The 24373-nt window shown below is 58.3% G+C and carries 22 protein-coding genes; 15 read left to right on the top strand and 7 right to left on the bottom strand.

The window, feature by feature from the left end; genetic code table 11:
- Positions 1-199: 199 nt before the first annotated feature.
- Positions 200-1081: a MurR/RpiR family transcriptional regulator gene (locus QZ862_RS02675; protein WP_296019153.1), complete on the bottom strand. Its 882-nt coding sequence runs from the start codon at positions 1079-1081 to the stop codon at positions 200-202.
- A 176-nt stretch (positions 1082-1257) separates the two neighbouring features.
- Between QZ862_RS02675 and QZ862_RS02670 the strand changes: the two genes are divergently transcribed.
- From QZ862_RS02670 to QZ862_RS02630, 9 genes are all read left to right on the top strand, one after another.
- On the top strand, positions 1258-2031 hold the full coding sequence (locus tag QZ862_RS02670; RefSeq protein WP_296084845.1) for an N-formylglutamate amidohydrolase: 774 nt from the start codon (positions 1258-1260) through the stop codon (positions 2029-2031).
- Positions 2032-2227: 196 nt separating this feature from the next.
- On the top strand, positions 2228-3742 hold the full coding sequence (locus QZ862_RS02665; protein WP_296019157.1) for an amino acid permease: 1515 nt from the start codon (positions 2228-2230) through the stop codon (positions 3740-3742).
- A gap of 73 nt (positions 3743-3815) precedes the next feature.
- Positions 3816-5183, top strand: a complete 1368-nt coding sequence (locus tag QZ862_RS02660; RefSeq protein ID WP_296097310.1) for a glutamine synthetase family protein — start codon at positions 3816-3818, stop codon at positions 5181-5183.
- A gap of 17 nt (positions 5184-5200) precedes the next feature.
- Positions 5201-6589: an aldehyde dehydrogenase family protein gene (locus tag QZ862_RS02655; RefSeq protein ID WP_296097308.1), complete on the top strand. Its 1389-nt coding sequence runs from the start codon at positions 5201-5203 to the stop codon at positions 6587-6589.
- Positions 6586-7731 carry an iron-containing alcohol dehydrogenase gene (locus tag QZ862_RS02650; RefSeq protein ID WP_296097306.1) on the top strand — a complete coding sequence of 382 codons (1146 nt, stop codon included), beginning with the start codon at positions 6586-6588 and terminating at the stop codon, positions 7729-7731. Before QZ862_RS02655 ends, QZ862_RS02650 begins: the two co-directional genes overlap by 4 nt.
- 111 nt (positions 7732-7842) lie before the next feature.
- Positions 7843-8319: a VOC family protein gene (locus QZ862_RS02645; RefSeq protein WP_296036170.1), complete on the top strand. Its 477-nt coding sequence runs from the start codon at positions 7843-7845 to the stop codon at positions 8317-8319.
- Positions 8320-8487: 168 nt separating this feature from the next.
- Positions 8488-9198: a ParA family protein gene (locus tag QZ862_RS02640; protein ID WP_296097304.1), complete on the top strand. Its 711-nt coding sequence runs from the start codon at positions 8488-8490 to the stop codon at positions 9196-9198.
- Between the two features lie 188 nt (positions 9199-9386).
- Positions 9387-10007: a TetR/AcrR family transcriptional regulator gene (locus QZ862_RS02635; protein WP_363315894.1), complete on the top strand. Its 621-nt coding sequence runs from the start codon at positions 9387-9389 to the stop codon at positions 10005-10007.
- 49 nt (positions 10008-10056) lie between these two features.
- Positions 10057-11286: an MFS transporter gene (locus tag QZ862_RS02630; RefSeq protein WP_296097302.1), complete on the top strand. Its 1230-nt coding sequence runs from the start codon at positions 10057-10059 to the stop codon at positions 11284-11286.
- Positions 11287-11400: 114 nt separating this feature from the next.
- Here the strand turns inward: QZ862_RS02630 and QZ862_RS02625 are convergent, their stop codons facing one another.
- Complete coding sequence (locus QZ862_RS02625) at positions 11401-12855, bottom strand: L,D-transpeptidase (RefSeq protein WP_296036177.1); 1455 nt, start codon at positions 12853-12855, stop codon at positions 11401-11403.
- A 212-nt stretch (positions 12856-13067) separates the two neighbouring features.
- Here QZ862_RS02625 and QZ862_RS02620 point away from each other — a divergent pair, with 212 nt between their 5' ends.
- From QZ862_RS02620 to QZ862_RS02610, 3 genes are all read left to right on the top strand, one after another.
- On the top strand, positions 13068-13904 hold the full coding sequence (locus QZ862_RS02620; protein ID WP_296097300.1) for an aldose 1-epimerase family protein: 837 nt from the start codon (positions 13068-13070) through the stop codon (positions 13902-13904).
- 123 nt (positions 13905-14027) lie between these two features.
- Positions 14028-14366: a TIGR01244 family sulfur transferase gene (locus tag QZ862_RS02615; RefSeq protein WP_296015249.1), complete on the top strand. Its 339-nt coding sequence runs from the start codon at positions 14028-14030 to the stop codon at positions 14364-14366.
- Positions 14367-14409: 43 nt separating this feature from the next.
- Positions 14410-14751: a RidA family protein gene (locus QZ862_RS02610; RefSeq protein WP_062440491.1), complete on the top strand. Its 342-nt coding sequence runs from the start codon at positions 14410-14412 to the stop codon at positions 14749-14751.
- Between the two features lie 112 nt (positions 14752-14863).
- Here the strand turns inward: QZ862_RS02610 and QZ862_RS02605 are convergent, their stop codons facing one another.
- The 4 genes from QZ862_RS02605 to QZ862_RS02590 form a co-directional block, all read right to left on the bottom strand.
- Positions 14864-15628, bottom strand: coding sequence for a pyridoxamine 5'-phosphate oxidase family protein (locus QZ862_RS02605; protein WP_296097295.1), 765 nt, complete (start codon positions 15626-15628; stop codon positions 14864-14866).
- Between the two features lie 152 nt (positions 15629-15780).
- Positions 15781-17445 (bottom strand): thiamine pyrophosphate-binding protein, encoded by a 1665-nt coding sequence (locus tag QZ862_RS02600; RefSeq protein ID WP_296097293.1) that lies wholly within the window; start codon positions 17443-17445, stop codon positions 15781-15783.
- The gene (locus QZ862_RS02595) at positions 17442-18647 is read right to left on the bottom strand and encodes a CaiB/BaiF CoA-transferase family protein (RefSeq protein WP_296036190.1); all 1206 of its coding nucleotides are present in this window, start codon (positions 18645-18647) and stop codon (positions 17442-17444) included. The genes QZ862_RS02600 and QZ862_RS02595 overlap by 4 nt, the downstream gene beginning before the upstream one ends.
- A 72-nt stretch (positions 18648-18719) precedes the next feature.
- Complete coding sequence (locus QZ862_RS02590; RefSeq protein ID WP_296076307.1) at positions 18720-19685, bottom strand: alpha/beta hydrolase; 966 nt, start codon at positions 19683-19685, stop codon at positions 18720-18722.
- A 116-nt stretch (positions 19686-19801) separates the two neighbouring features.
- On the opposite strand from QZ862_RS02590, the gene ettA reads away from it, so the two are divergent.
- Positions 19802-21451 carry an energy-dependent translational throttle protein EttA gene (gene ettA, locus QZ862_RS02585; RefSeq protein ID WP_296015240.1) on the top strand — a complete coding sequence of 550 codons (1650 nt, stop codon included), beginning with the start codon at positions 19802-19804 and terminating at the stop codon, positions 21449-21451.
- 97 nt (positions 21452-21548) lie between these two features.
- Here ettA and QZ862_RS02580 read toward each other — a convergent pair whose 3' ends face one another.
- Positions 21549-22019, bottom strand: a complete 471-nt coding sequence (locus QZ862_RS02580; RefSeq protein WP_296036192.1) for a VOC family protein — start codon at positions 22017-22019, stop codon at positions 21549-21551.
- Positions 22020-22315: 296 nt separating this feature from the next.
- Between QZ862_RS02580 and QZ862_RS02575 the strand changes: the two genes are divergently transcribed.
- Positions 22316-23329 (top strand): metalloregulator ArsR/SmtB family transcription factor, encoded by a 1014-nt coding sequence (locus QZ862_RS02575; RefSeq protein WP_296097291.1) that lies wholly within the window; start codon positions 22316-22318, stop codon positions 23327-23329.
- A 1-nt stretch (position 23330) separates the two neighbouring features.
- A complete protein-coding gene (metF, locus tag QZ862_RS02570) occupies positions 23331-24227 on the top strand; it encodes a methylenetetrahydrofolate reductase [NAD(P)H] (protein ID WP_296097289.1) in 897 nt (298 codons plus the stop codon).
- Positions 24228-24373: the final 146 nt, after the last annotated feature.

The raw sequence follows: 24373 nt of genomic DNA, 5'->3' as shown, positions 1-24373 counted from the left end.
CGTCGGCGGACGCTGTACGTGGCTTGCATGAATGTTATGTGACGTTTGTAAGGGTGCTTATTGCGGTCACGCTAGCCCCGTTTGGGCCTCCTTGCCATGTTTACGTCACTTTTTTGTCATGTTGCAATGTTTGCGACATTTGTCGTTCTACTTGCGTCTTCTCCCTCTCATCCCTTTATGTGCTTCGATCGCTGGCGTCTCACCGTCGATCTGGTTTTCTGAACAGGCGTGTCTGTTCGAAAAGGCCTTCGAGCGCGTTCATGCGCTGACGGGTTTCATCCCATCCATTGCTTTGCACCGCTTCGATCAAGGCCTCGACGACGAAGAGGGTCACGACCGAGCTGTCCCAAGCGGATGGCGCTTCAATGCGCACACGGAAGGTGTGCTTGGCAAAGCGTGATACGGGCGAGGTCCATTGATCGGTGAAAAGCAGAATGCTGACATTGTTGTCATGCGCCACTTGGGCGAGCGTCACCATGTCCTGTTCGTAGCGACGGATATCGAAGATCACCAGCACATCACCTGCGCTCATGTTCAGCATGTATTGCGGCCAGGAGCTGGAGTTGGATGACATCAGTGCCGTCTTCGGGCGGATGACCTGCATATGGGTGAAGAAATATTCCGCAATCGCACCAGTGATGCGCCCACCGACGAAATAGATGCCGCGCTTTCTGTCCGAGAGCAGTGCGGCCGCATTGTCGAAATCGGCCGTGTCCAGATCGCTTAGCGTGTCGCGCAGATTGTTGGTGATGGCAGCGGCGAAGCGGTTCAGGATATGCAAGCCAGGCGCGTTGCTTGCCCATCTGTCATGCTTGGCAATCGGGTTAGAAATGGTGGCTTCCAGCTCCTGGTGGAGGCTTGCCTGAAATTCGGGGTAACCCTTGTAGCCAAGCTTTTGCACCATGCGCGCCACTGTGGGAGTGGAAACGCCTGCATTTTCTGCAACGGTGGTGATGCTGCCGAGACCCGACACCGGATAGTTCGCCAGCAGACTTTCGGCGAGCTGTCGTTCGGCGCGCGTCAAATCCTCATAGTGGGTCTGGATGACCTCCGACACCGTCGCAGACGACGTGTTGCTCAAATTTTTCCCCTTTTCCGGTTTTCTCACCGGGTTTTGCGCAAGATTAAGATACGCCGCTGCGCCGGAGTCAATCGGAAAAATGAAGAGAAAATTTCAAAAATCCATTTGACACTTTGGGATATGTGAAGAATTCTCTTCGCGTCGTTGGGGAACGGCAAAACCAGTGGGGTACGACCATGACGGTTCGTTCGCAATTTTTCCATGCCGACGAAGGTGACGCAGTCGCGGTGGAAAACGAAACGGGGAACAGCGCTGTGCTGCTCGTCTGTGAGCATGCCTCGAACACGCTTCCCGCCCGCTACGGGGATCTCGGTCTTACCGAGGATGTTCTCTCGAGCCATATTGCCTGGGACCCCGGTGCGCTTTCAGTGGCGCGCTTTATGTCTGAAAAGCTCGATGCGGCGCTGGTGTTTCAGCGGTTTTCGCGACTGATCTATGACTGCAACCGTCCGCCGGAGTCGGCATCCGCGATGCCGGTAACGAGTGAGATTTACGACATTCCCGGCAATGCCGATCTGGATGAGTCAGAGCGGTTTCTTCGCACTGCCGCGCTTTACGTGCCTTTTCATGAAGCCGTTTCCAGTCTAGTGGAAAGGCGCAAGATCCTCGGTATCGAGAGTGTCGTCGTTACGATCCATAGTTTCACGCCGATTTATCACGGGCGGGTACGCGAGGTGGAAATCGGCATTCTGCATGACAGGGACTCGCGCCTTGCCGATGCGATGCTGGTCGATCGAGACAGATCCTCTTTCAAGGTAGAGCGCAACCAGCCCTATGGGCCGGAAGACGGCGTAACCCATACGCTTCGCCTGCACGCGCTGCCGGACGGGTTGCTGAATGTGATGATCGAGGTTCGCAACGATCTGATCGCCGACGAAGCGGGGCAACGTGCGGCAGCCGACTATTTGAGTGAAAGCCTCGAAAGAGCGCTTGCCAGCATAGGAGACTAGACTTGAACGGCGGCAGGTTTTCCTGCCGAAGAACGATGTGCCGTGTGGTCCAGAACGCCGATAAAGGCGCGAGCCAGACGGGATAGGGAACAGCAGATGCATGCGGTTGGTGGGAAAGCCCTGCCAGCCGAAACTGGGGCAAAATCGGCCAATCCGGCTGACTGCCTGCTTTTTTCTTGATCAGGAGAGACAAGGCATGGACAGTTCATCATCCGGCGTCAGCTATAAGAAGGCGGACGCATCCTATTTCGAGAAACGTGGACTTTCGCGTTATGCGGGCGTCTGGTCGCTGTGGGCGCTCGGCGTCGGCGCGGTCATTTCCGGGCATTTTTCCGGCTGGAACTTCGGCTTTGCCACCGGCGGCTGGGGCGGTATGCTGGTGGCGGGTATCATCATCGCCATCATGTATCTGGGGCTTACTTTTTCCATCGCGGAAATGAGCCCGGCGCTGCCGCATACCGGGGCGGCCTATTCGTTCGCGCGAACGGCTATGGGGCCATGGGGTGGTTTTATCACCGGGCTTTGTGAGAACGTTGAGTATGTTCTGACCCCTGCCGTCATCGTCACCTTTATCACGGCTTATGTGAACTCAATCCTCGGTCTCGATCCGGCCTATTCGCCTCTATTGTGGGTGCTGTTTTACATCATCTTCCTTAGCCTCAACGTGTTCGGGCTTGAGTTGTCCTTCAAGGTCACGCTGGTCATCACGCTGATTTCGCTCGGTGTTCTGGTGTTCTTCTGGATCAGCGCCATTCCCAATATCGACTTCTCGCGCTGGGCGCTGAATATCGGTGTCGGGCCGGATGGCAAGGCTGTCGAACTGCCGGAGGGCAATGGCTCCTTCTTCCCCTTTGGTATTTCCGGCGTTCTCGCGACACTTCCCTTTGCCGTCTGGCTGTTCCTCGCCATCGAGCAGTTGCCGCTCGCAGCGGAAGAATCGGTCGATCCGAAGCGCGACATGCCCAAGGGCATCATTCTCGGCATCATCACGTTGATGATTTCCGCGTTCATGATCGTGCTGCTCAACCCTTCGCTTCCGGGTGTTGGGACGTTCCATCTCAGTTCGGCGCTCGAGCCTCTGCTGGATGGTTTCAAGGCGGTCTATGGTGACAGCGGCGTGGTTCTTTTAGGCCTCGTGGCGCTGACTGGTCTTATCGCCAGTTTCCACACAATCCTTTACGCACAGGGGCGGCAAATTTATTCGCTCTCGCGTGCGGGCTACTTCCCGACCGCACTCTCCATCACCCATTCCAAGTTCAAAACGCCGCATGTCGCCATGCTGACGGGTGCGATTGTGGGTTTAAGTGTCATGATGATCATCTGGTTCGCGCTCGGTGCGGAGCAGGGCGGCAGCATCATCGGTAGCGTGTTGCTGAACATGGCGGTATTCGGCGCGATGTTCTCCTACATCATGCAGGCGATCTCCTTCATACTGCTACGCAAGAACCTCCCACATATCGAGCGGCCTTTCCGCTCGCCGCTTGGGGTGCCGGGTGCGGTGCTCACCATCATCATCGCAGTCGTGACATTGCTTTATCAGGTGCAGGATCCGAACTTCACCAAAGGTGTACTTTGGGTTGCGATCTGGTTTGCCGTTGCAATCGCCTATTTCGCGATGATCGGTCGCCATCGTCTCATTCTCTCTCCGGAGGAAGAGTTTGCGATGGAGCAGAAGCAGGTTGCGCGCAACGTCTCTCCTGTGAAGGCGTGACGGTCCAAATATCGCAGGGCGGCTCCTTCGTGGCCGCCCGCTGCCAAACACGAAAAAAGGGAACAACCACATCATGACGACCTACACATTCGACGAGCTGAAGAAGGATGTCGCCGAAGGGCGGATCGATACGGTTCTGGCATGCCTCGTGGATATGCAGGGTCGCCTGATGGGCAAGCGGTTTCAGGCGCAGTTCTTTGTCGAGAGCGCGCATGAGGAAACGCATAGCTGCAACTATCTGCTCGCCACCGACATGGAGATGGAAACCGTCTCAGGTTATAAATCCACAAGTTGGGAGAAAGGCTATGGCGATTATACGCTGAAGCCGGATATGGCGACCTTGCGCCGCGTGCCCTGGCTGGAAGGGACCGCGCTCGTTCTGTGCGATGCCTATGATCATCACACCCATGCGGAGGTGCCGCATTCGCCGCGCGCCATGCTGAAGCGCCAGGTGGCGCGGCTTGAGGCCATGGGTCTGAAGGCTTACATGGCAAGCGAACTGGAATTCTTCCTCTTCGACCAAAGCTTCGAATCGGCACGCGCCAGCGGGTATCGCAACCTTAATCCAGCGAGCGCCTATAACGAGGATTACCATATCTTCCAGACCACCAAGGAAGAGGAGGTGATGCGCGCCATTCGCAACGGGTTGCAGGGTGCGGGCATCCCGGTGGAGAACACCAAGGGTGAGGCCTCCGCCGGCCAGGAAGAAATCAATGTGCGCTATGCGGACGCGCTGACCATGGCCGACCGCCATGCCATCATCAAGAACGCCACCAAGGAAATCGCCTGGTCCAAAGGCAAGGCCGTGACCTTCCTCGCCAAATGGAATTACAGTGCCGCTGGCAGTTCCTCGCACATCCATCAGTCGCTCTGGAGCCTGGATGGTAAGACGCCGAAATTCTTCGACAAGGACGCCGAGTATGGCATGTCGCAGATGATGAAGCACTATGTGGCAGGGCTTCTGGCGCATGCCAGCGAGATCACCTATTTCCTCGCGCCTTACATCAACTCCTACAAGCGCTACATGGCAGGCACATTCGCACCGACCAAAGCGGTCTGGAGCATGGACAACCGCACGGCGGGGTACCGTCTGTGCGGCGATGCCACCAAGGGCATCCGCATCGAGTGCCGTGTGGGCGGCTCCGATCTCAACCCGCATCTTGCCATGGCAGCGCTGCTTGCGGCCGGCATTGACGGCATCGAAAAGAAGATGGAACTTGAGCCGCAATTCGTCGGCGACGCCTATGGCGGAAAGGAAGTTCGAGAAATCCCGAAAACGCTTCGCGACGCCACGGATCACCTGAACGGTTCCGCCATGCTGCGCGGGGCTTTCGGGGACGACGTGATCGACCACTATGTGCGTGCCGCAAAGTGGGAGCAGGAAGAATATGATCGCCGCGTAACCGACTGGGAAGTCGCGCGCGGTTTCGAAAGAGCATAACAGGCTAGGAACATATCATGGTCATGATCCAGAATATCTCGCCGATCGACGGCTCGGTTTATGCCGAACGGGAGGCGATGTCGCTGGATGCGGCGCGTAGCGCCGTGTTGAAGGCGCGGGCTGCGCAAAAAACGTGGGCGCATCGTCCTTTGGAGGAACGCGTTCAACTGGTTCTGAAGGGCGTCGCACGACTTAACGAGATGGTGGACGAGGTGGTGCCGGAACTCGCCCATATGATGGGCCGTCCCGTGCGCTATGGTGGCGAGTTCAAGGGTTTCAACGAGCGCTCCAACTACGTCGCCTCGATTGCGGCAGACGCGCTTGCCCCGCTCGTCATCGAGGATAGTGGCAACTTTCAACGCCGTATCGAGCGCGAAGCCCATGGCGTCGTCTTCGTTATCGCGCCGTGGAACTACCCCTATATGACGGCGATCAACACGATTGCGCCGGCCCTGATGGCGGGCAACACAGTGGTGATCAAACATGCGGCGCAGACGCTTCTCGTCGGCGAGCGGATGGTGCGTGCCTTTGTCGAGGCCGGTGTGCCGGACGATGTGTTCATCAATCTGTTCCTCGATCATCAGACGACGTCTGCGCTGATCGCCGAAGGGTTTTTCAACTTCGTAAATTTCACCGGATCGGTGGAAGGCGGGCGCGCGATCGAGCGGGCGGCGGCAGGCACCTTTACCGGACTTGGTCTGGAGCTTGGCGGCAAGGACCCAGGCTACGTCATGGACGATGCCGATCTAGACGCGGCGGTCGATACGCTGATGGATGGCGCGACCTACAATTCCGGCCAGTGCTGCTGCGGTATCGAGCGCATCTATGTCAACGAAGCGCTGTTCGATGCCTTCGTCGAAAAGTCGGTCGCCTGGGTCTCCAACTACAAGCTTGGCAATCCACTAGAGCAGGAAACGACGCTTGGGCCAATGGCCAACAAGCGTTTTGCCAAGGTCGTGCGCCAGCAGGTGGCCGACGCGATGGCCAAGGGTGCCAAGGCGCTGGTCGATCCGAAGCTGTTCCCCGCCGATGATGGCGAGAGCGCCTATGTCGCGCCGCAAATCCTCATCGACGTCGATCACTCCATGGAGTTCATGACGGAAGAGACCTTTGGTCCTGCCGTCGGCATCATGAAAGTGAAGAATGACGATGAAGCCATAAAGCTGATGAATGACAGCAAATACGGTCTCACCGCATCGCTCTGGACGCAGGATCCCGAGCGTGCGGGCCGGATTGGGCGCGAGATCGAAACGGGTACCGTCTTCATGAACCGTGCGGATTACCTCGATCCCGCACTCTGCTGGACCGGCGTCAAGGAAACCGGGCGCGGCGGCTCGCTCTCTGTTATCGGCTTCCAGAACCTGACACGTCCGAAATCATACCATCTGAAGAAAGTCACGAAATGAATATCGTCGCAAACTGGAGCTATCCGACCCCGATCAAGCTCGGACGGGGCCGCATCAAGGAACTGGCGGATGCCTGCACGACACTTGGCATCAAGAAGCCGCTTCTTGTGACGGATCGCGGCCTTGCCGGCATGGCGATCACCGGTCATGCGCTGGATATCCTTGATGAGGCGGGTCTTGGACGCGCGATCTTCTCCGACGTCGATCCGAACCCGAACGAGATCAACCTCGAAGCCGGTGTGAAGGCGTTCAAGGATGGCGGTCATGATGGCGTCGTCGCCTTTGGTGGCGGCTCGGGCCTGGATCTCGGCAAGGCGGTTGCCTTCATGGCGGGGCAGACGCGTCCCGTATGGGATTTCGAGGATATCGGCGACTGGTGGACGCGCGCCAATTCGGATGCGATTGCACCAATCGTCGCCGTGCCGACGACTGCCGGAACGGGGTCTGAGGTGGGGCGCGCCAGCGTCATCACCAATTCAAAGACCCATGTGAAGAAGATCATCTTCCACCCGAAATTTCTGCCGGGCGTCGTCATCTGCGATCCGGAACTGACCGTCGGCATGCCGAAGGCGATCACCGCTGGCACCGGCATGGATGCGTTTGCCCACTGCCTGGAAGCTTATTCCTCGCCCTTCTTTCACCCAATGAGCCAGGGTATTGCGCTGGAAGGCATGCGGCTGATCAAGGAATTCCTGCCACGCGCCTTTAAGGACGGAACCGATATCGAAGCGCGCACCAACATGATGGCGGCTGCGGCGATGGGCGCGGTCTCCTTCCAGAAGGGGCTTGGCGCCATTCACTCGCTCTCGCATCCGATCGGTGCGGTCTACAACACCCATCACGGCATGACCAATGCGGTGGTGATGCCCGCCGTGCTGCGCTTCAACCGGCCTGCGATCGAGGACAAGATCGCGCGTGCGGCAGCGTACCTCGGGATCGCCGGCGGGTTCGACGGCTTTTACGACTACGTGCTGGAGCTTCGCAAGGAACTCGGCGTGCCGGAGAACCTGACAGCCATGGGTATCAAGCCGGATCGCATCGACGAGCTGACGGCGGAAGCGATCAAGGATCCGAGCTGCGGAGGCAACCCGATCGAAATGACGCTTGAGAACACCAAGGCGTTGTTCGAGGACTGCTTCTGACCGATAGAGGCGGGGCTTCACGCGTCCCGCCGCCAGCCTTCGGTAGAGACCTGAATATCGCTACGTACTGATAAACGCGTTATGATCCTTATTTCCATGGGAGGAAGGATCATGAACAAGAACAGGATCTGTATCTGGTACGACAAAGACGCCGAGGCCGCGGCGCGGTTTTATGCGCAGACCTTTCCAAACAGCGCGGTAGGCGCCATCACCCGGGCGCCCGGAGATTATCCGAGTGGCAGCCAGGGTGACGTTCTGGTGGTGGAGTTCACCGTTGCCGGAATACCCTGCATTGGCCTGAATGGTGGACCGACCTTCAAGCACAGCGAAGCTTTTTCCTTTCAGATATCAACCGACGACCAGGAGGAAACCGACCGCTACTGGAACGCCATCGTCGGTAATGGCGGTCAGGAAAGCGAATGTGGCTGGTGTAAGGACAAATGGGGCATCTCCTGGCAGATAACGCCGCGCAGTCTCACGGACGCGCTGGCTGCTGGCGGCGGTGAAGCCAAACGGGCATTCGCGGCAATGATGACAATGAAAAAGATCGATGTGGCAAAGATCGAGGCCGCGAGGCGCGGCGACTGATTGGGGCAATCCACAGTGCCCCTGAACGGAGGAGCGGTGCCGCACCGAGGCGCCATTCCGCCGGTGTTTCCAATTTGTTAACCATATTGGTTAACACTCTCCCAAGCACCATGCTTCGGTGCATTCCAGAGCATCGCACTTCCTAGGCTCTGACATTTCGGGGTCGCTATGACAGTCATTACATTCGCCAATACCAAGGGTGGGGCAGGCAAGACGACAGCAGTTCTTCTGCTGGCAACGGAACTTGCCCGTACCGGTCACCGCGTCACGGTTCTCGATGCCGATCCGCAGCTTTGGATTTCGCATTGGTTCGAGCTCTCCGGCTCGATCAACAATCTCAGCGTCATTTCCAACGTGACCATGGCGTCCCTGGAAGGTCATATTCGCGAGAACCGCTCCAATACGGACTGTTTCCTCATAGATCTTCCCGGCACCAAGAGCCCGCTCTTGACGATGGCGCTCGGGATTTCCGACCACGTTCTCATTCCCGTGCAGGGTTCGGCCATGGATGCGCGTGGCGCTGCGGAAGTCATGGATCACCTCGCATTTCTCGACATGAAGATGGGCAGGAAGATCGACCATTCCGTCGTGCTGACGCGTGTGAACGCGATGGTCAGCACCCGCGCTCTGCTTCAGGTCAAGATGCTGCTGGAAAAGCGCAATGTCCGCGTTCTCAATACGCCGATTGCCGAACGCGCGGCCTTCCGCGATATCTTCGATCATGGCGGCACGATTGCAGCACTCGACTGTCAGAAGGTCAGCAACGTCGACAAGGCACTGGAGAATGTCCGGCTCTTTGCATCCGAGGTGCTGACCCTTCTTCCCGCGCGCGTGGTTCGTTCTGGACGGGATTTCAGGTTCGGTCGCAAAGCAGCCTGATCTTTATATCCTCGACGTCATGGATTCTTGCGATCCCTACGCCAATTAGGGATCGCCTCATGCCTGGTCGTTAGCGATCATAACTGGCCGGTTTACAAACGTCAGATCGAGCGCTCCTCATCAAGCCGCGGCGTGCCATCCAAAAATTACGCTTGATTTGGAAACGATCATTTCCTATATCTCCTTTCATGACAGAAATTGCTTCCTCATTCCCATCACAGCGCCAGCGCGGACGTCCGCGTGAATTCGATGTCGATGCCGCTATCGACAGGGCCATTGGCGTGTTCGCAGAGCGCGGCTTCCACGCCACCTCCGTCGGCGATCTGACGGGGGCGATGGAGCTGACGCAGGGCAGCCTCTACAAGGCCTTCAAGGACAAGAAGGATATCTATATCGCTGCCATCGAGCGCTACAAGCTTGTGCAGACGAAGCGGTTCGAGGCAAGGGTCCAGGCCGGCGAAAATGGCCGCGAGAAGCTGCGGGCTGCCATGGAGTTCTACGCGGGAAACTCGGCGGGATCATCTGGTGAGCAAGGCTGTCTGATCGTCGGTGCCGTGGCCGATCTCGCGTCGCTGGATGAGGATGTAGCTCGCGTCGTTCGAAGCGCGATCAAGGTGCGTGAAAATATACTGGCCCGCCTTGTCCAAGCAGGGCAGGCAGACGGCTCTATCACAAACACAGCGGATTGTGATGTCCTTGCGAAAACGGCGCTTTGTCTGCTGTACGGAATGCGGGTTGTCGGCAAGACCGCCCCCACACGGGAGGAAATGTCTTCGGTCGTTGATGCCGCCATGCGCATTTTCGATTGATCTTTTTGCTTATTTCGGAAACGAATGTTTTCTAATTTGGAGTGACGTTATGGCGTTGAAAGCTATCGACACGGATGAACCGACGGAAGAGACGATGTCTTCCGCGATGATATTTTTGCTGGCGAGCGCCTGCGGGCTCGTGGCAGCGAACATTTATTACGCACAGCCGCTAGCAGGTGTGATCGGCCCTGAACTGGGCCTTTCGTCGGCCGCGACCGGGCTGATCGTGACGCTTACTCAGATCGGCTATGGGCTAGGACTTCTTTTCGTCGTACCGCTCGGCGATCTCGTTGAAAATCGCAAGCTCATTGTCGGTACTGTTGCCACGGCGGTTCTGGCTCTGATTTCGGCGGCGCTCGCGCCACATGCCGGTCCTTTTCTGTTTGCTATGTTTCTTGTTGGTGTCAGCTCTGTAGCGGTTCAGATGATCGTTCCCTTTGCGGCACACATGACACCAGCCGCAATTCGCGGCCGTGTTGTCGGAAATGTCATGAGCGGGTTGATGGTTGGCATCATGCTGGCGCGCCCGGCCTCCAGCATCCTGTCGGAGTTCGTCTCCTGGCGCGGTGTTTTCCTTGTTTCCGCTGTGGCGATGGGTATTCTGGCGACTGTGCTCTACCGTCAACTGCCGCGGCGCATGCCTGATGCCAAGCTGCCCTATCGCGCTCTGCTGGCTTCAATGGCAGAACTTGCTCGCACGACGCCCGTTCTGCAGCGGCGCTCAGGCTATCAGGCAGCCATGTTCGGGGCCTTCAGTCTGTTCTGGACGACCACGCCTCTTTATCTGAGCGGTCCCGCTTTCCAGCTATCGCAAGGGCAAATCGCGCTCTTCGCGCTGGCAGGAGCAGCCGGTGCCATCGCGGCTCCCATAGCCGGACGTGTGGCGGATCGAGGCTGGACGTGGGGCGCGACGCTCTTTGCGCTCAGCGCGGCTGCGATCTCCTTTCTCGTTACGCATATCGCACCGGAAGGGTCGCATCTGTCTCTAGCGCTCCTCGTTATCGCCGCCATCATCCTGGACTTTGCTGTCACCACCAATCTGGTGCTGAGCCAGCGTGCCATCTTTGCGCTCGGCGCAGAGTTCCGCAGCCGCCTCAACGGCGTCTTCATGGCAACCTTCTTTATGGGTGGCGCGGTCGGATCGGCTCTTGGTGGCTGGGCCTATTCCCGTGGGCAGTGGACGGCGGCCTCATGGCTGGGTTTTGCACTGCCGGTCATGGCGCTTGGTTTCTTTCTAACAGAACGCAGAGGAGAGAGGCGGGCGGTGAGACTGGGCTGAGGAGAACCTGCCTCCTCCACTTCTTCGATCGGCTTCTCATAGGCGCGGCAGTGGTCTAGAAACAAAAAAATCCCCGGTCAGAGGCCGGGGATTTCTGTTTTCAGAGGTTGGAGTTTACTCCGCGAATTCTACCACGACGCCGGGGCGGACCATCTTCGCCAATTCCGTTGCATCCCAGTTGGTCAGGCGGATACAGCCATGGCTGTTGGTCTTGCCGATCTTGGAGGGCTCTGGCGTTCCATGGATGCCGTAGGTCGGCTTGGAGAGCGCAATCCAGACTGTTCCGACTGGGCCGTTCGGGCCTGGCGGGATTTGTAGGATCTGAGTGTTCTGGCCCTGCTGGAAGTTGATCTTCGGATTATAGGTATAGCCCGGGTTCAGCGCGATGCGCTCAACCGTATGTGTGCCGCTTGGCGAGGGCGTGTCTGAAGAACCGATGGTCGCCGGATAGGCAGCGATCAGCGTGCCGCTTTCGTCATAGGCAAAGACCTGTTTGATACCCTTATGCGCTACGATGCGGGCAACTTGGCCCTTCTTCGGTTCACCGGGGTTTGCAACCTTGATGATGGTGCCAGGAACGGTGAAATCGACGCCGGGGTTGAGTTCCTTCAAATAGGTCTCATCCATGTGGAAGCGCTCGGCCAGGGCTTCCGTCGTGGACGTGTAGGACATGGCGGGGAGAGCGGCCTTGGCGGCGTAGTCGTCTGGAATAGAGGCGACGTAAGGGCCCGCTGCATCGGCTGCTGTAATCGTGTAATCCACGATCGCCAGACCGCCGCTGTTGCGCAGGCGCTCCAGAATGTCGTCGGTATTGTTGGGATCCAGCCTTTCGCCGGTCATCTCCTGCCAAGCCGCAATTGCCTTGTTGACGTTGTCGCCCATCTTGCCATCGATCACACCGGGAGAGATGCCTTCGCGGTCTAGAAAGACTTGAAGGGCGACGATCTCCTGGCGCGAACGATTGACCGGTGCGGTGACAGGCTGGTTTCGTTCGATCAGATGGTCTGGCTGGGGCACGGCAGCGGTGGTGCTTTCACCCGGCATGGGCTGGCTCAAAGGACCGCTTTCGACATCACCACGGCGCGGCTCGACGGAGCCGGTGTAGACCCCGTCGCTGTTGCCATCATTGCGAAACTCGCGATAGTCGCGGTACTGGCCTTGGCCCTGATAGCGTTGATTTTCCTGGTACCCATAGCTCCGCCGTGGCTGCTCCGGCTCGCGATAACGACCGGGTGGCGGTGGGTAGTAGGTGTCCGGCTCGCTATAATAGGGGTCGCGCTGTGCCTGATAGGGATCACGCGGCGCCTGCGGCTGTTGCTGAGCGCCGCCGGGCATCTGCGTGCCGACGAGATTGCCGTAGCGATCGTAATAAACGGTGCGACCCATGCGGTCACGGCTGATGACCACATCGTTCGGGTTCGGCAGATAATCCAGAACGGTGCCGTCGGGTGCGACCAGAACGCCCTGGTCCTGAGTGACATAGCGCTGTTGTGCGGACGCGTTCGACGGTGCAAGCACCGGCGACGCTGCGACTGCGAGACAGAACACGGCGTTAAGAAAAAGTTTCACGTTCTTGCGATCCCTTGGGTTAGTCCCAATAAACACACGGTAATCTTGACCCTATTGTGAAAAAGGTGAATTCGCGGTTAATGCAATCTTAATTTTACGCGGCTGCGATAGCTTTTGCGTGAGCGATGCGTCAATTGCGTCACGGAATTTTCGCATTCTCGCAGGAAAACCCTGGTCGAGTGTGCCGCAGACATGCCTGGGAGGAGCCGCTGATGAAAGAATTCAAAGCCGGAAAGTCGCCGTCCATCTTTCTCGACGACACATCCATGCTTGATATCGGCCCTTGCATCGTCGATGGTGTGAATATCGCACCCGAGCGCGCCATTCCGGATGACGGCGATCCGAGAATCGATCACTCGCTTGAGGGGTTCTTGTTCACCTGCGGTCCTGATCATATTCGCCATCCCCAACCGATTGCAGGCGATGCGAGTGGACGGAAATACCCGTTGCATGGCTCTTTCTCCTCTCATACTGCGGAGATCACCCGATGGTCTCTGACCGACGGTAATGCCGAAGCTGCGGCGCGGGTTCCGGTCGGGCTGGCTGACGGCGGCACGGCGCTGCTGGAACGGATTTGGCGAATCGATGGTGCGACCGGAGAGGTAAGCCTAGAGGACCGCGTGACCAATACCAGTGATCACACCCGTCCTACCTTCCTCATGTATCACGTGAACGTCGCTGCGAAGCTCTTCGACGACGCCGTGCGGCTGGAGAGCGCATCCTTTGAAGGTGGCGGCTTTGGCTGGCGTTTCGGCGAGGAGCCCGGCAGCGTCTTTTGTGTCCCCGCGCAGGCGGAAAACGGCTGGTCATCGCTGACACTTGGGCCAATTGCGTCGATTGGCGGTCGCACCCTCAAGGTTTCTTTTCGCACCGACACATTGCCCTATCTGCAGATGTGGCGAAACCAGAAGAGCCCCGCCAATGTGCTTGGCATAGAGCCTGTTTCGCACCGGTGGGTCGACCGGGCTGAGTTGGAGCGTGAGGGCGAGTTCAACATGCTGCAGCCGGGTGAAAGCCGCACCTATGGTTTGCGCTTTTCTATTCTTTAAACCGCTGTTTAATTGGAAAGGCCTGTCATTGACGCATCCGGCTCAACCCCTTACATCGGAGGCGGAATTCGTGAAATGGCGGTCCTGGAGCGCTACGAAGCCGTTACCCTCGGAGGATAGAAGATGGATATCAGACGCATCGATGACGATTACTCCGTTACCGGACAGATCAGCGTGGCCGATCTCGACGAGGTGAAAGCGCTTGGCTTCAAATCCATCGTATGCCACCGCCCGGATGACGAGGAAGAAGGCCAGCCGCGTTTTGCCGATATCGCCGAACGTGCTGAAGAGCTTGGCCTCACCATCATGCATGTGCCGGTCGGCCGCTTTGGCGTCGATCCCGATGCCGTGGCCGGCATGGTGGATGCGCTGGATGAATTGCAGCGCCCCATGCTTGGCTATTGCCGCTCCGGCGCACGCTCCACTGCCATCTACGAAAAGACCCATCATCTGCGGGGCTGATCCCGCACCTCTTATCCAAAGCCTACCAAACAGGAGTTTTACTATGAGCATCAAGCGCATCGAACCCGGCAAGCGCATGAGCGGCGCGGTCGTTCACGGCAACACCGTCTACCTCGCAGGTCAGGTCGGCGAAGGCACCTCCGTGACCGAGCAGAGCAAGTCCGCGCTGGCTGAAGTCGATCGCCTGCTGGCTCTGGCCGGCTCCGACAAGTCGAAGATCCTGCAGACGATCATCTACCTTTCCGACATGTCCACCTTCGGTGAGATGAACGCCGTCTGGGAAGGCTGGATCGACCCGGCAAACCCGCCAGCCCGCGCCACCAGCGAAGCAGCGCTCGCGACGCCGGACTACAAGGTCGAATTCATCGTCACCGCCGCAATCTGATCGTCAGGCGATAGATGTTTTGAAAGCCGGTCCATTGGGCCGGCTTTTTCGTTGGACGGAGATTATGTGCGAGAACGGCCAATTCTCTTTCCGTTCGAATCGCTTACCGCGATCACTTCGCAGATTGAGTCAGTGCCTTGGCAAGTTGATTCAAGTCGGTGACCCGCTCGGCAAACCACAGTCTTGCCAGATCCTGTGACGAGGCCAGATTGACGCCGTCAGGATCGATCGAGGTGACGTTCCATGCCCCGGGCTTCCTACCGGCCATGACGGCGAGCCGTGAGGCTTCGCCCTTGATTGCGTTGATGCGGGAAATCTCGTCGTCAACCGCAGCGATCAAACTGTCTGCGCCGCTCAGATTCGTGCGCAGGTCGTCGGCGGTGATGTTGTTGGCGTTGCGCGCAGGGCCGCCATTGATCTGGACACCGTCGATTCTCATCCGGTAAAGCTGGGTGTCCGGCAAACCGAGGTAGAGCTTGGCCTTTGGGTAGCGTGCGATATAGCGCGCCTTGGCGAGTGGTGTTTCCGCGTCGCTCATAAGTTCCGCCCGGCCGACCAATGTCAGACGGGGCAAGGTAAGGGCGTCGCCCTTGTTGAAGGGAGCCAGCACCAGCGAGATGCGGGGATCGGCCTCGATGTTGCGCGCATGAAGCGCCAGGCGGGCTGCGAAGAAGAAGGGTGTTCCATCCGGCTCGACGGCGATGTTGGTGGCGGTATTGTAGGGGTAGCCGCTTGCGGGATCGAGAGTTGCCAGACCGCAGGTTCGGGATGTCAGCAGCACATCGCGTGCCACCCGGATGGCTTCGAATGGCGCACCAGCCGAAGCTTCGATCTTGGCATTGCGGGGTGTGATGACCGGGATTTTGCTGTTGTGCATGGCGGCTTGTCGTTCCTTCATTCCGGCTTTTCAAGGTGACCAAGGCAGCCCAAGGATATTGGGCCGACAAATCACCTTGGTTGCGCGCAAGCGCTTCAGCCTGATCTCTGCCACGGAGACAGGGATGAGGGAAGACAGGAAGATCTACTACCTCAGCTCTTGTTCCTGATCTGCGTCAGCGTGCGGGCAGGGGTGATCGCTTCTGCGTCAAGCTTGATCTCGATTATGGCCGCTTTGCCGCTGGCGCGTGCGCGCTCGAAGGCAGGACCAAAGTCTTCGGTCTTTTCCACCAACTCCCCATGGCCGCCGAAGGCTTGGGCATAGGCGACGAAGTCCGGATTGACGAGATCGGTGGCGCTGACGCGGCCGGGATATTCCCGTTCCTGGTGCATGCGGATCGTGCCATAGGTGCCGTTGTTGACGAGGACCGTGATGATCGGCAGGCCGTAGCGTACGGCTGTAATGAATTCCTGGCCGTGCATCATAAAGCAGCCATCACCGGCAAAGCAGATGACTTCACGCTCGGGGAAGAGATGCTTGGCCGCAACGGCTGCCGGCAGGCCATAACCCATGGAGCCGGACGTGGGCGCGGCTTGTGTGTTGAAGCGGCGGAAACGGTGGAAGCGGTGGACCCATGTGGCGTAGTTGCCGGCGCCATTGGTGAAGATTGCGTCTTCCGACACATTGGCCTCGATCCAGTCCATGATCGGCCCCATCTGCACGTTGCCGGGACCGGTCTGGGGTGGTGTGGACCATTTCAGATAGGCCTCGTGCATGGCAGAGGTGCGTTCTGCCCAGGCTGGGTTTGCATCCATTTTGAGCTCTGCCAGAGCTTCGACGAAGTTCTCTGGCGCGGCGCAGATGGCGAGATCCGGGCGATAGATGCGGCCAAGCTCCTCGGCCTCTGGGAAAACGTGCACCAGCGTCTGCGACGGGTAGGGGATGTCCAGCATGGTGTAGCCGGAGGACGGCATTTCCGACATGCGGGCGCCGACAAGCACGATGAGATCGGACTCCTTGATCTCCTTCGATAGCGCCGGATTGATGCCGATGCCGACATCGCCTGCATAAGAGGAACTCGTGTGATCGAAGAGCATCTGGCGGCGGAAGGAGCAGCCGACTGGCACCTTCAGGCTTTCAGCAAAATTCTTGAAGGACGCAACGGCCTCTTCCGACCAGCGCGTGCCGCCGAGGATGAACATCGGACGCTTGGCGTTTGCGAGCAGGTCTGTGAACTTCGCCATCTGCCTGGGGCCGGGATGGTTCTCCACTGGCGTGTAGGCTTTGGCTTCGGGGGCTTCGACCTCTTCCACCAGCATATCTTCCGGCAGTGTCAGCACCACGGGGCCGGGGCGGCCGGATGTGGCGACGGCGAAGGCACGGGTCACGAATTCGGGAATACGGCGGGCATCGTCGATCTCGCCAACCCATTTGGCAAATTCGGTGAAGGCGCGGCGATACTCGACTTCCTGGAAGGCTTCGCGCTCGCGGGCATCACGCTGCACCTGGCCGATGAACAGGATCATCGGAATTGAATCCTGTCTTGCGACATGTAGACCGGCGGAGGCATTGGTTGCGCCCGGGCCGCGTGTGACCATACAGATGCCTGGCTCTCCCGTCAGTCGGCCCCAGGTGTCAGCCATCATCGCGGCACCACCTTCCTGGCGGCAGACGACGGTTTCGATGCCGCTTTCATAAAGCGCATCGAGAACCGCCAGATAGCTTTCCCCGGGCACGCAGGAGACGCGCGACACGCCATTGGCCTTCAGCGCTTCAACGATCAGTTGGCCGCCGGTTCTCTTTCCCAAAGTCGTCATTGCGCGATGTTCCTTTCGATATCGTCCAGTTCGGCCAGAACTTCGGCCTGATGTTCTCCAAGGCGCGGGCTTGGACGGTTGTAGCGTAGTGGCGTTTCAGAGAGCACGATGGGCGTGCGAACGCCAGGGATGACCGTTCCATCCGCGGCTTCCAGGTCTATACGAAGACCGCGTGCCTGAACTTGTGGATCGGCAAACATTTCTTCGATGGAGTTGATCGGACCTGCTGGAACTGCGTTGCTTTCGCAAGCCGTCAGCAAATCGCGCTTCATCCATTTGAGCGTCTCTGTGGAAACGATCTGGCGGACCTCCAGCTTGTGCGCAACGCGTGCCTTGTTGGTCGCATAACGCTCGTCTTCAGCGATCGCATCGACACCGAGGATCTTGCAGAGTCGCTTGAACTGACCGTCATTGCCAACGGCGAGGATCAGGAAACCATCGGCTGTCGGCACCACCTCATAGGGTGAGATGTTCGGATGGGCATTGCCGAGCCTGACGGGTGGCCTGCCGGAGATCAGGTAGTTCATGTTCTGGTTGGCCAGCACGGCGGACTGCACATCCAGAAGTGCCATATCGATGTGCTGACCCTCTCCAGTGCGGAGCGTGTGGATGAGCGCCGCTTGGATCGCTGTCACGGAATAGATGCCGGTAAAGATATCGGCAACGGCAACGCCTGCCTTCATCGGCTGGCCGTCCGGCTCACCGGTAATCGACATGAAGCCGGACATGCCTTGAACGATGTAATCGTAACCGGCAAAATCCGCATAGGGGCCAGTCTGGCCGAAACCGGTGATGGAGCAGTAGATGAGCTTCGGATTCAGGGCGCGCAGGCTCTGGTAATCGAGGCCGTATTTCTCCAGCCCGCCGCGCTTGAAATTCTCGATCACCACATCGGCGGTCTTAACCAGACGCCGCACGGTCTGGCGGCCTTCCTCAGTCTTCAGGTCGACAGTGATGGAGCGCTTGCCACGATTTGTCGAATGGTAATAGGCGGCCGAAAGATTGTCGCCATCCTTGCTCTCGACAAAGGGCGGTCCCCAGGCGCGCGTATCGTCGCCACCATCCGGGCTTTCAACCTTGATGACATCGGCGCCCATATCGGCCAGCATCTGGCCCGCCCATGGGCCTGCCAGAACCCGGGCGAGTTCGATGACACGGATGCCCTTGAGGGGCGGCTCTTTCGACGATGATGGTTCGACCATGAGTTACCTTGCGCTTTCCCCAGCCTTATAAACGGGTGGGTGAAAGCGCGCATGTGAATTTATCTCATGGGTTTATTCCGTTTGGGCAACGTCACTTTTCTTTCCGTCCGCCGTTCTCGCAGCCCAGGCCGCGAAATCCGCTGCAGGCTTTTCCCAGCCGATCTCGTTCAGTGTTTCGTGGCGCATGCCCTTATAGATCGTGTTCTCAACATCCGAGAAACCGGCGTTGCGAAACCTCTCCGCCAGCCAGTGGATTTCCCGCCCGTTATTGGTGGCGGCATCCTCGTCACCACTAACGAGGAGGACGGGAAGTTGTTTGGGTAGGCGCTCCATCAGCTTCGGGCCGCGATAAGACATCTCGAAGACATCCTGCCACAGCGAAACACTGGCTTCGAACTGACAGAGCGGGTCGCCCACATAGGCATCGACAGCTGCTTTGTCATGGCTCAGCCAGTCGGCAGTTGTGCGCTTCTCCGGCATACGCGCGTTCCAGATGCGAAAGGTGGCCTGCGGCAGAACGGCGCTTGGCACGTCCGAGCCCTTCAGCATTTTTTCGATGCGCAGCACCGCTTGCGCGAGGCGACCCATCACGCCGGTGTTGAAATTGGAGTTCCAGATGGAGAGAGCGTCGAAACGGTCCGGGTGGCTTACGGCAGTGTTGAGCGCAATCAACCCGCCCATGGAGTGACCGAAGAGGATAACCGGTAGGCCAGGATGACGTTTCGCTATGAGATCTCGCATGGCGATGACATCCTCTACGACCTTGTAAAGTCCATCCTTGGGAGCGAAGCGTCCGACGGGGGCGTCCGCAGAGCGCGTGCGGCCGTGGCCGCGATGGTCATGCGCATAGACCTGGAAACCGTGGCTGGCCATGAAATCGGCAAAGTGCCTGTATCGCCCGGCATGGTCCACAAGCCCGTGCAAGATCATCAGGACGCCGCGCGGTTCGCTTCTGGCAGCCTCATGACGATAGGCGAGTGTGGCGCCGGAAGGGCTCTCCAGCCGCTCGATTTTGCCGAACATCAGATCGTCGCCCATGCGCTGTTCCACTTGCTTATTATTGGCCAAGAGGTTGCTCCTCAGCCCCATTTACCTTACATAGCGGCAAATTTCCCAATCCGAATTTTCAAATCCGACGCGGAGCATTCGCTACAATGGCACGCCAATTCATCTATCACATGTCCGGGCTGAACAAGTCCTATGGCGCGAAGAAGATTCTCGAGAACGTGAACCTCTCCTTCTACCCTGATGCCAAGATCGGTATTCTTGGTCCGAACGGCGCCGGTAAGTCCACGGTTCTGCGCATCATCGCCGGTCAGGACAAGGAATTCACCGGTGAAGCCTGGCTCGCAGAAGGTGCGACTGTCGGCTATCTGGAGCAGGAGCCGAAGCTCGATCCCAACAAGAACGCTTTCGAGAACGTCATGGAGGGTGTCGCCGACAAGCAGGCCGTTCTCGACCGCTACAACGAACTGATGATGAACTATTCCGACGAGACCGCCGACGAAGGCGCCAAGCTTCAGGATATCATCGACAGCCAGAACCTCTGGGATCTGGAACAGCAGGTCGAAATGGCGATGGAAGCGCTGCGCTGCCCGCCGAAGGATGCCGATGTCACAGTGCTTTCGGGTGGTGAGCGTCGTCGTATTGCGCTTTGCCGTCTGCTGCTATCGCAGCCGGACCTGCTGCTGCTCGACGAACCGACCAACCACCTTGATGCTGAAACGATCGCCTGGCTCGAAAAGCACCTGCGCGATTACCCCGGCGCCGTCATGATGATCACCCACGATCGCTACTTCCTCGACAACGTCACGGGCTGGATCCTCGAGCTTGATCGTGGCCGTGGCATTCCCTACGAAGGCAACTACTCTGCCTATCTGACGGCCAAGGCCAAGCGCATGCAGCAGGAAGCGCGTGAAGAAGCCGGTCGCCAGAAGTCGCTCTCGCGCGAACAGGAGTGGATTGCTTCGAGCCCCAAGGCTCGTCAGGCAAAGTCCAAGGCGCGTATCAAGGCTTACGAACAGCTGGTTGATGCGGCCGAGAACATCCGTCCCGGTGACGCGCAGATCATCATTCCTGTCTCAGAACGTCTCGGACAGGTTGTTATCGAGCTTGAAGGGATCAAGAAAGGCTTCGAAGGCCGCACGCTGATCAACGACCTGTCGATCAAGCTGCCGCCAGGCGGCATCGTCGGCATCATTGGTCCCAACGGTGCCGGTAAGTCGACGCTCTTCAAGATGATCACCGGTCAGGAAAAGCCGGATGCCGGTTCGATCCGCGTCGGTGAAACGGTTCATCTCGGCTATGTCGACCAGAGCCGCGACGCGCTCGATGCCGACAAGACCGTCTGGGAAGAAATTTCGGGCGGTGCAGAAGTCATCAAGCTCGGCAAGTTCGACATGAACAGCAGAGCCTATTGCGGCGCCTTCAACTTCAAGGGCGGCGATCAGCAGCAGAAGGTCGGCAATCTTTCCGGTGGTCAGCGCAACCGCGTTCACCTGGCCAAGATGCTGAAGGCCGGCGGCAACGTTCTTCTCCTCGACGAACCGACCAACGACCTCGATACCGAAACGCTGGGTGCGCTCGAAAGCGCGCTTGAAGCATTTGCCGGCTGCGCCATTATCATCAGCCACGATCGCATGTTCCTCGACCGTCTGGCCACACACATCCTCGCCTTCGAAGGCGATGGCCATGTGGAATGGTTCGAAGGCAACTTCGAAGATTACGAACAGGACAAGATCCGCCGTCTTGGTCCCGATGCGCTGAACCCGGGCAGCCAGGCTTACAAGCGCCTGACACGCTGAGTTTTCTGAGCCGAGTTCGAAAAAGCGGTTCAAAATCTATGAGGCGAGAGAGGCGGGAGATGATTCCGCCTCTCTTTTTTCTGGAGTAGTCTCTGCTTCAGGAATGATCGGCAGTCAGTTGCTTCCACTCGGAGAATGTCAGCGTTCCAGGGATGTCTGTCCGAGGCTGATCCGGCAAGAGCGCGATATACTCAAGAGAATGACCATCGGGGTCGTCGAAGTAGACGCTGGCTGCGGGCATCCATGGAAAGACGATCGGCTCTTCGATCTCCGATCCTGCACCGTCGCGGGGGATGATGGTTTTTGAACGCAGGTACTCGGATGCTTCGAGCAGTTGCTCAAGGCTGGTCTGAAAAGCGATGTGCAACCGACTGCGCAACGGAGAACTGTGTATGGACCACAGGCCAAGCATGGAGGTCTCGCGACCTGCGATCCAGAAGAAGGCGACATTCCGTTCCGGAATGGTGTGGGCCAGCTCCAATCCCACAACATCGCGGTAGAAATCTATGGATCGATGAAGGTTCGATACGGTCAAATGGGTTTCGTAGAGACCTTTGAGTGAAATCACGAGCGTACTCCTTGTCAAAGCCTGCATTGAGGCTGTTTTTGGAACGCCGTGTTGGTAGGACCTCAAGTATAGTTGAGGTCAATAGAGTTTTTTGGAAATCGCGTGGGGGTGGCAAGTCACGGATCGTGTAGTCGGATCGACCGCGGCTGGATTATCGTGCCGACCGTCTTCCTGACAGGTCGGCTTCGCTCCGGCTTTTCGTGGTGCTTTTCTTGTCCGGATCAAAGTCCTGTCTTGCATCTCTGACTCAATCGTATAAAGATATCTTTATATGTTGATTGGGTGAGGTTGCGGCTTTGGCGCTTGGACTGGATAATCTGGTGGATCTATTGAAGGCGGCGGGAGAGCCTACGCGCTTTCGTCTCCTCGCGCTGCTCTCTGCCGGTGACTTGACGGTGACAGATCTCACCGAAATCCTTGGTCAGTCGCAGCCGCGCATTTCGCGTCACCTCAAGCTTCTTGCAGAAGAAGATCTGATTGACCGCTATCAGGAAGGTGCCTGGGCTTACTTCCGTTTGAAGCAGGATGGCAAGTCAGCCGAGCTCGTGAAGCAGTTGTTATCACTCGCATCCTCCGCCGATGCGGTTCTTGCGCGCGACAACGAGCGCCTCGCCGCGGTCAAACGCGTGCGCGCCGCTCGCGCGCAGGAATATTTCAGCCGCAATGCCTCTGCGTGGGACGAGCTTCGACGTCTGCATGTCAGCGATGAGGCCGTGGACGCGGCACTTTTGAAGTTGATCGGCACCACGCCGGTCGACTCGATGCTCGATCTGGGAACGGGGACTGGCCGTATTCTGCAGCTGCTGAGCGGCATCTATCGTCGTGCCATCGGCATCGACGCCAGCCGTGACATGCTGGCCGTCGCGCGCTCCAATCTGGATAAGGCGGGTGTCTCCCACGCGTCTGTGCGCCATGGTGATATTCTCAATCTGCCCTTGGAAGGCCAGGATTTCGATCTGGTTGTCGTCCATCAGGTTCTGCACTTCCTCGATCATCCGGAAATGGCGATTGCCGAGGCGGCGCGCATGCTGCGCCCCAATGGCCGTCTGGTGATCATCGATCTGGCGCCGCATTCTCTGGAATATCTGCGGGAAGAGCACGCGCATGTCCGCCTGGGATTTTCGAACCAGACCATGGAAGAGTGGCTGAAGAAGGCCGGTCTCTCGCCGGAAAAGTCGATGGACTTGCATTCCGGCAAGGCATCCGCCCAGTCGCTGGACGTCACCATCTGGGTTGCACGCGACCCGCGCCTGCTGATTGCCGGGGATCAATCGGCAGAGGCTCAATTCGTTTCCGCCGGGAGGGCATGATATGACCAAGACTGAAATCGACCGCAACCCTTCCAGCGACTTCAAGCTTTCCTTCGAGTTCTTCCCGCCGAAGAGCCCCGATATGGATGTGCAGCTTTGGGAGACGGTGGAAGAACTGTCCCGCTGGAACCCGGACTTCGTGTCCGTGACCTATGGGGCAGGGGGCACCACCAAGGCGCCGACGCTGGAAGCAGTGCGCCGGATGATCTCGGTGGCAGGCTTGTCGACGGCATCGCACCTGACCTGCGTGGATGCCAGCAAGCGCGAGACACATGAGGTTGTGGAAGAGCTGCGCAATGTGGGCGTCAAGCATTTCGTTGCGCTTCGAGGCGATCCTGCGACGGGAATCGGTACGGCCTACAGGCCGCACCCGGAAGGCTACGAGAACGCCGCTGCCCTGGTGCGCGGCCTGAAGGAACTGGGCGACTTCGAGATTTCGGTGTCCTCCTATCCGGAAAAGCATCCGGAGAGCGAAAGCAACTCCGTCGATATCGAGATGCTGAAGCTCAAGGCGGATAACGGCGCAACGCGGGCGCTGACACAATTCTTCTTCGACAATGATATCTTCGAGCGTTACATGGAGCGCGTCACCAAAGCCGGTATCAAAATACCGGTCGTGCCGGGCATCATGCCAATCCAGAACCTCACGCAGTTGAAGCGTTTTGCCGGTCGCTGCGGCACCAGCATTCCAGCCTTTCTCGACGAGCGCTTTGCTGGTTATGACGATGATCCGGCAGGCCGCGCCAACGTTGCCGCCGATGTCGCCGCCGAGCAGATCCAAGACCTGCGCCGCCGCGGCGTTAACGAATTTCATCTCTACACCATGAACCGCGCGCCTCTGGTGAATGCGGTTCTGGAGAATGTCGGCTTCCGTCCAGCACGCAGATCTGCTGCCTGATGGAACCGCAGTCATTCGGCATAAAAAAAGCGCAGGTACCAAAACCTGCGCTTTTTTAATGGCTTATGAGGATCAACTTGCGGCCGGGCGTCCTAAACCCCAACGTGTCGTCAGATGAAAAGCATCAATCCGACAAACGCAAACGC

Origin of the sequence: uncultured Agrobacterium sp. (assembly GCA_913777615.1) — a bacterium.
GTDB lineage: Bacteria > Pseudomonadota > Alphaproteobacteria > Rhizobiales > Rhizobiaceae > Agrobacterium.
The sequence above is the reverse complement of the archived record's forward strand: the minus strand, read 5'-3'. Positions and strand labels throughout refer to the sequence as shown.

Coding starts and splice junctions, on each gene's coding strand:
- QZ862_RS02670 (WP_296084845.1), top strand. CDS start 1,258: ATGACGGTTCGTTCGCAATTTTTCCATGCCGACGAAGGTGACGCAGTC.
- QZ862_RS02665 (WP_296019157.1), top strand. CDS start 2,228: ATGGACAGTTCATCATCCGGCGTCAGCTATAAGAAGGCGGACGCATCC.
- QZ862_RS02660 (WP_296097310.1), top strand. CDS start 3,816: ATGACGACCTACACATTCGACGAGCTGAAGAAGGATGTCGCCGAAGGG.
- QZ862_RS02655 (WP_296097308.1), top strand. CDS start 5,201: ATGGTCATGATCCAGAATATCTCGCCGATCGACGGCTCGGTTTATGCC.
- QZ862_RS02650 (WP_296097306.1), top strand. CDS start 6,586: ATGAATATCGTCGCAAACTGGAGCTATCCGACCCCGATCAAGCTCGGA.
- QZ862_RS02645 (WP_296036170.1), top strand. CDS start 7,843: ATGAACAAGAACAGGATCTGTATCTGGTACGACAAAGACGCCGAGGCC.
- QZ862_RS02640 (WP_296097304.1), top strand. CDS start 8,488: ATGACAGTCATTACATTCGCCAATACCAAGGGTGGGGCAGGCAAGACG.
- QZ862_RS02635 (WP_363315894.1), top strand. CDS start 9,387: ATGACAGAAATTGCTTCCTCATTCCCATCACAGCGCCAGCGCGGACGT.
- QZ862_RS02630 (WP_296097302.1), top strand. CDS start 10,057: ATGGCGTTGAAAGCTATCGACACGGATGAACCGACGGAAGAGACGATG.
- QZ862_RS02620 (WP_296097300.1), top strand. CDS start 13,068: ATGAAAGAATTCAAAGCCGGAAAGTCGCCGTCCATCTTTCTCGACGAC.
- QZ862_RS02615 (WP_296015249.1), top strand. CDS start 14,028: ATGGATATCAGACGCATCGATGACGATTACTCCGTTACCGGACAGATC.
- QZ862_RS02610 (WP_062440491.1), top strand. CDS start 14,410: ATGAGCATCAAGCGCATCGAACCCGGCAAGCGCATGAGCGGCGCGGTC.
- QZ862_RS02605 (WP_296097295.1), bottom strand. CDS start 15,628: ATGCACAACAGCAAAATCCCGGTCATCACACCCCGCAATGCCAAGATC.
- QZ862_RS02600 (WP_296097293.1), bottom strand. CDS start 17,445: ATGACGACTTTGGGAAAGAGAACCGGCGGCCAACTGATCGTTGAAGCG.
- QZ862_RS02595 (WP_296036190.1), bottom strand. CDS start 18,647: ATGGTCGAACCATCATCGTCGAAAGAGCCGCCCCTCAAGGGCATCCGT.
- QZ862_RS02590 (WP_296076307.1), bottom strand. CDS start 19,685: ATGGGCGACGATCTGATGTTCGGCAAAATCGAGCGGCTGGAGAGCCCT.
- ettA (WP_296015240.1), top strand. CDS start 19,802: ATGGCACGCCAATTCATCTATCACATGTCCGGGCTGAACAAGTCCTAT.
- metF (WP_296097289.1), top strand. CDS start 23,331: ATGACCAAGACTGAAATCGACCGCAACCCTTCCAGCGACTTCAAGCTT.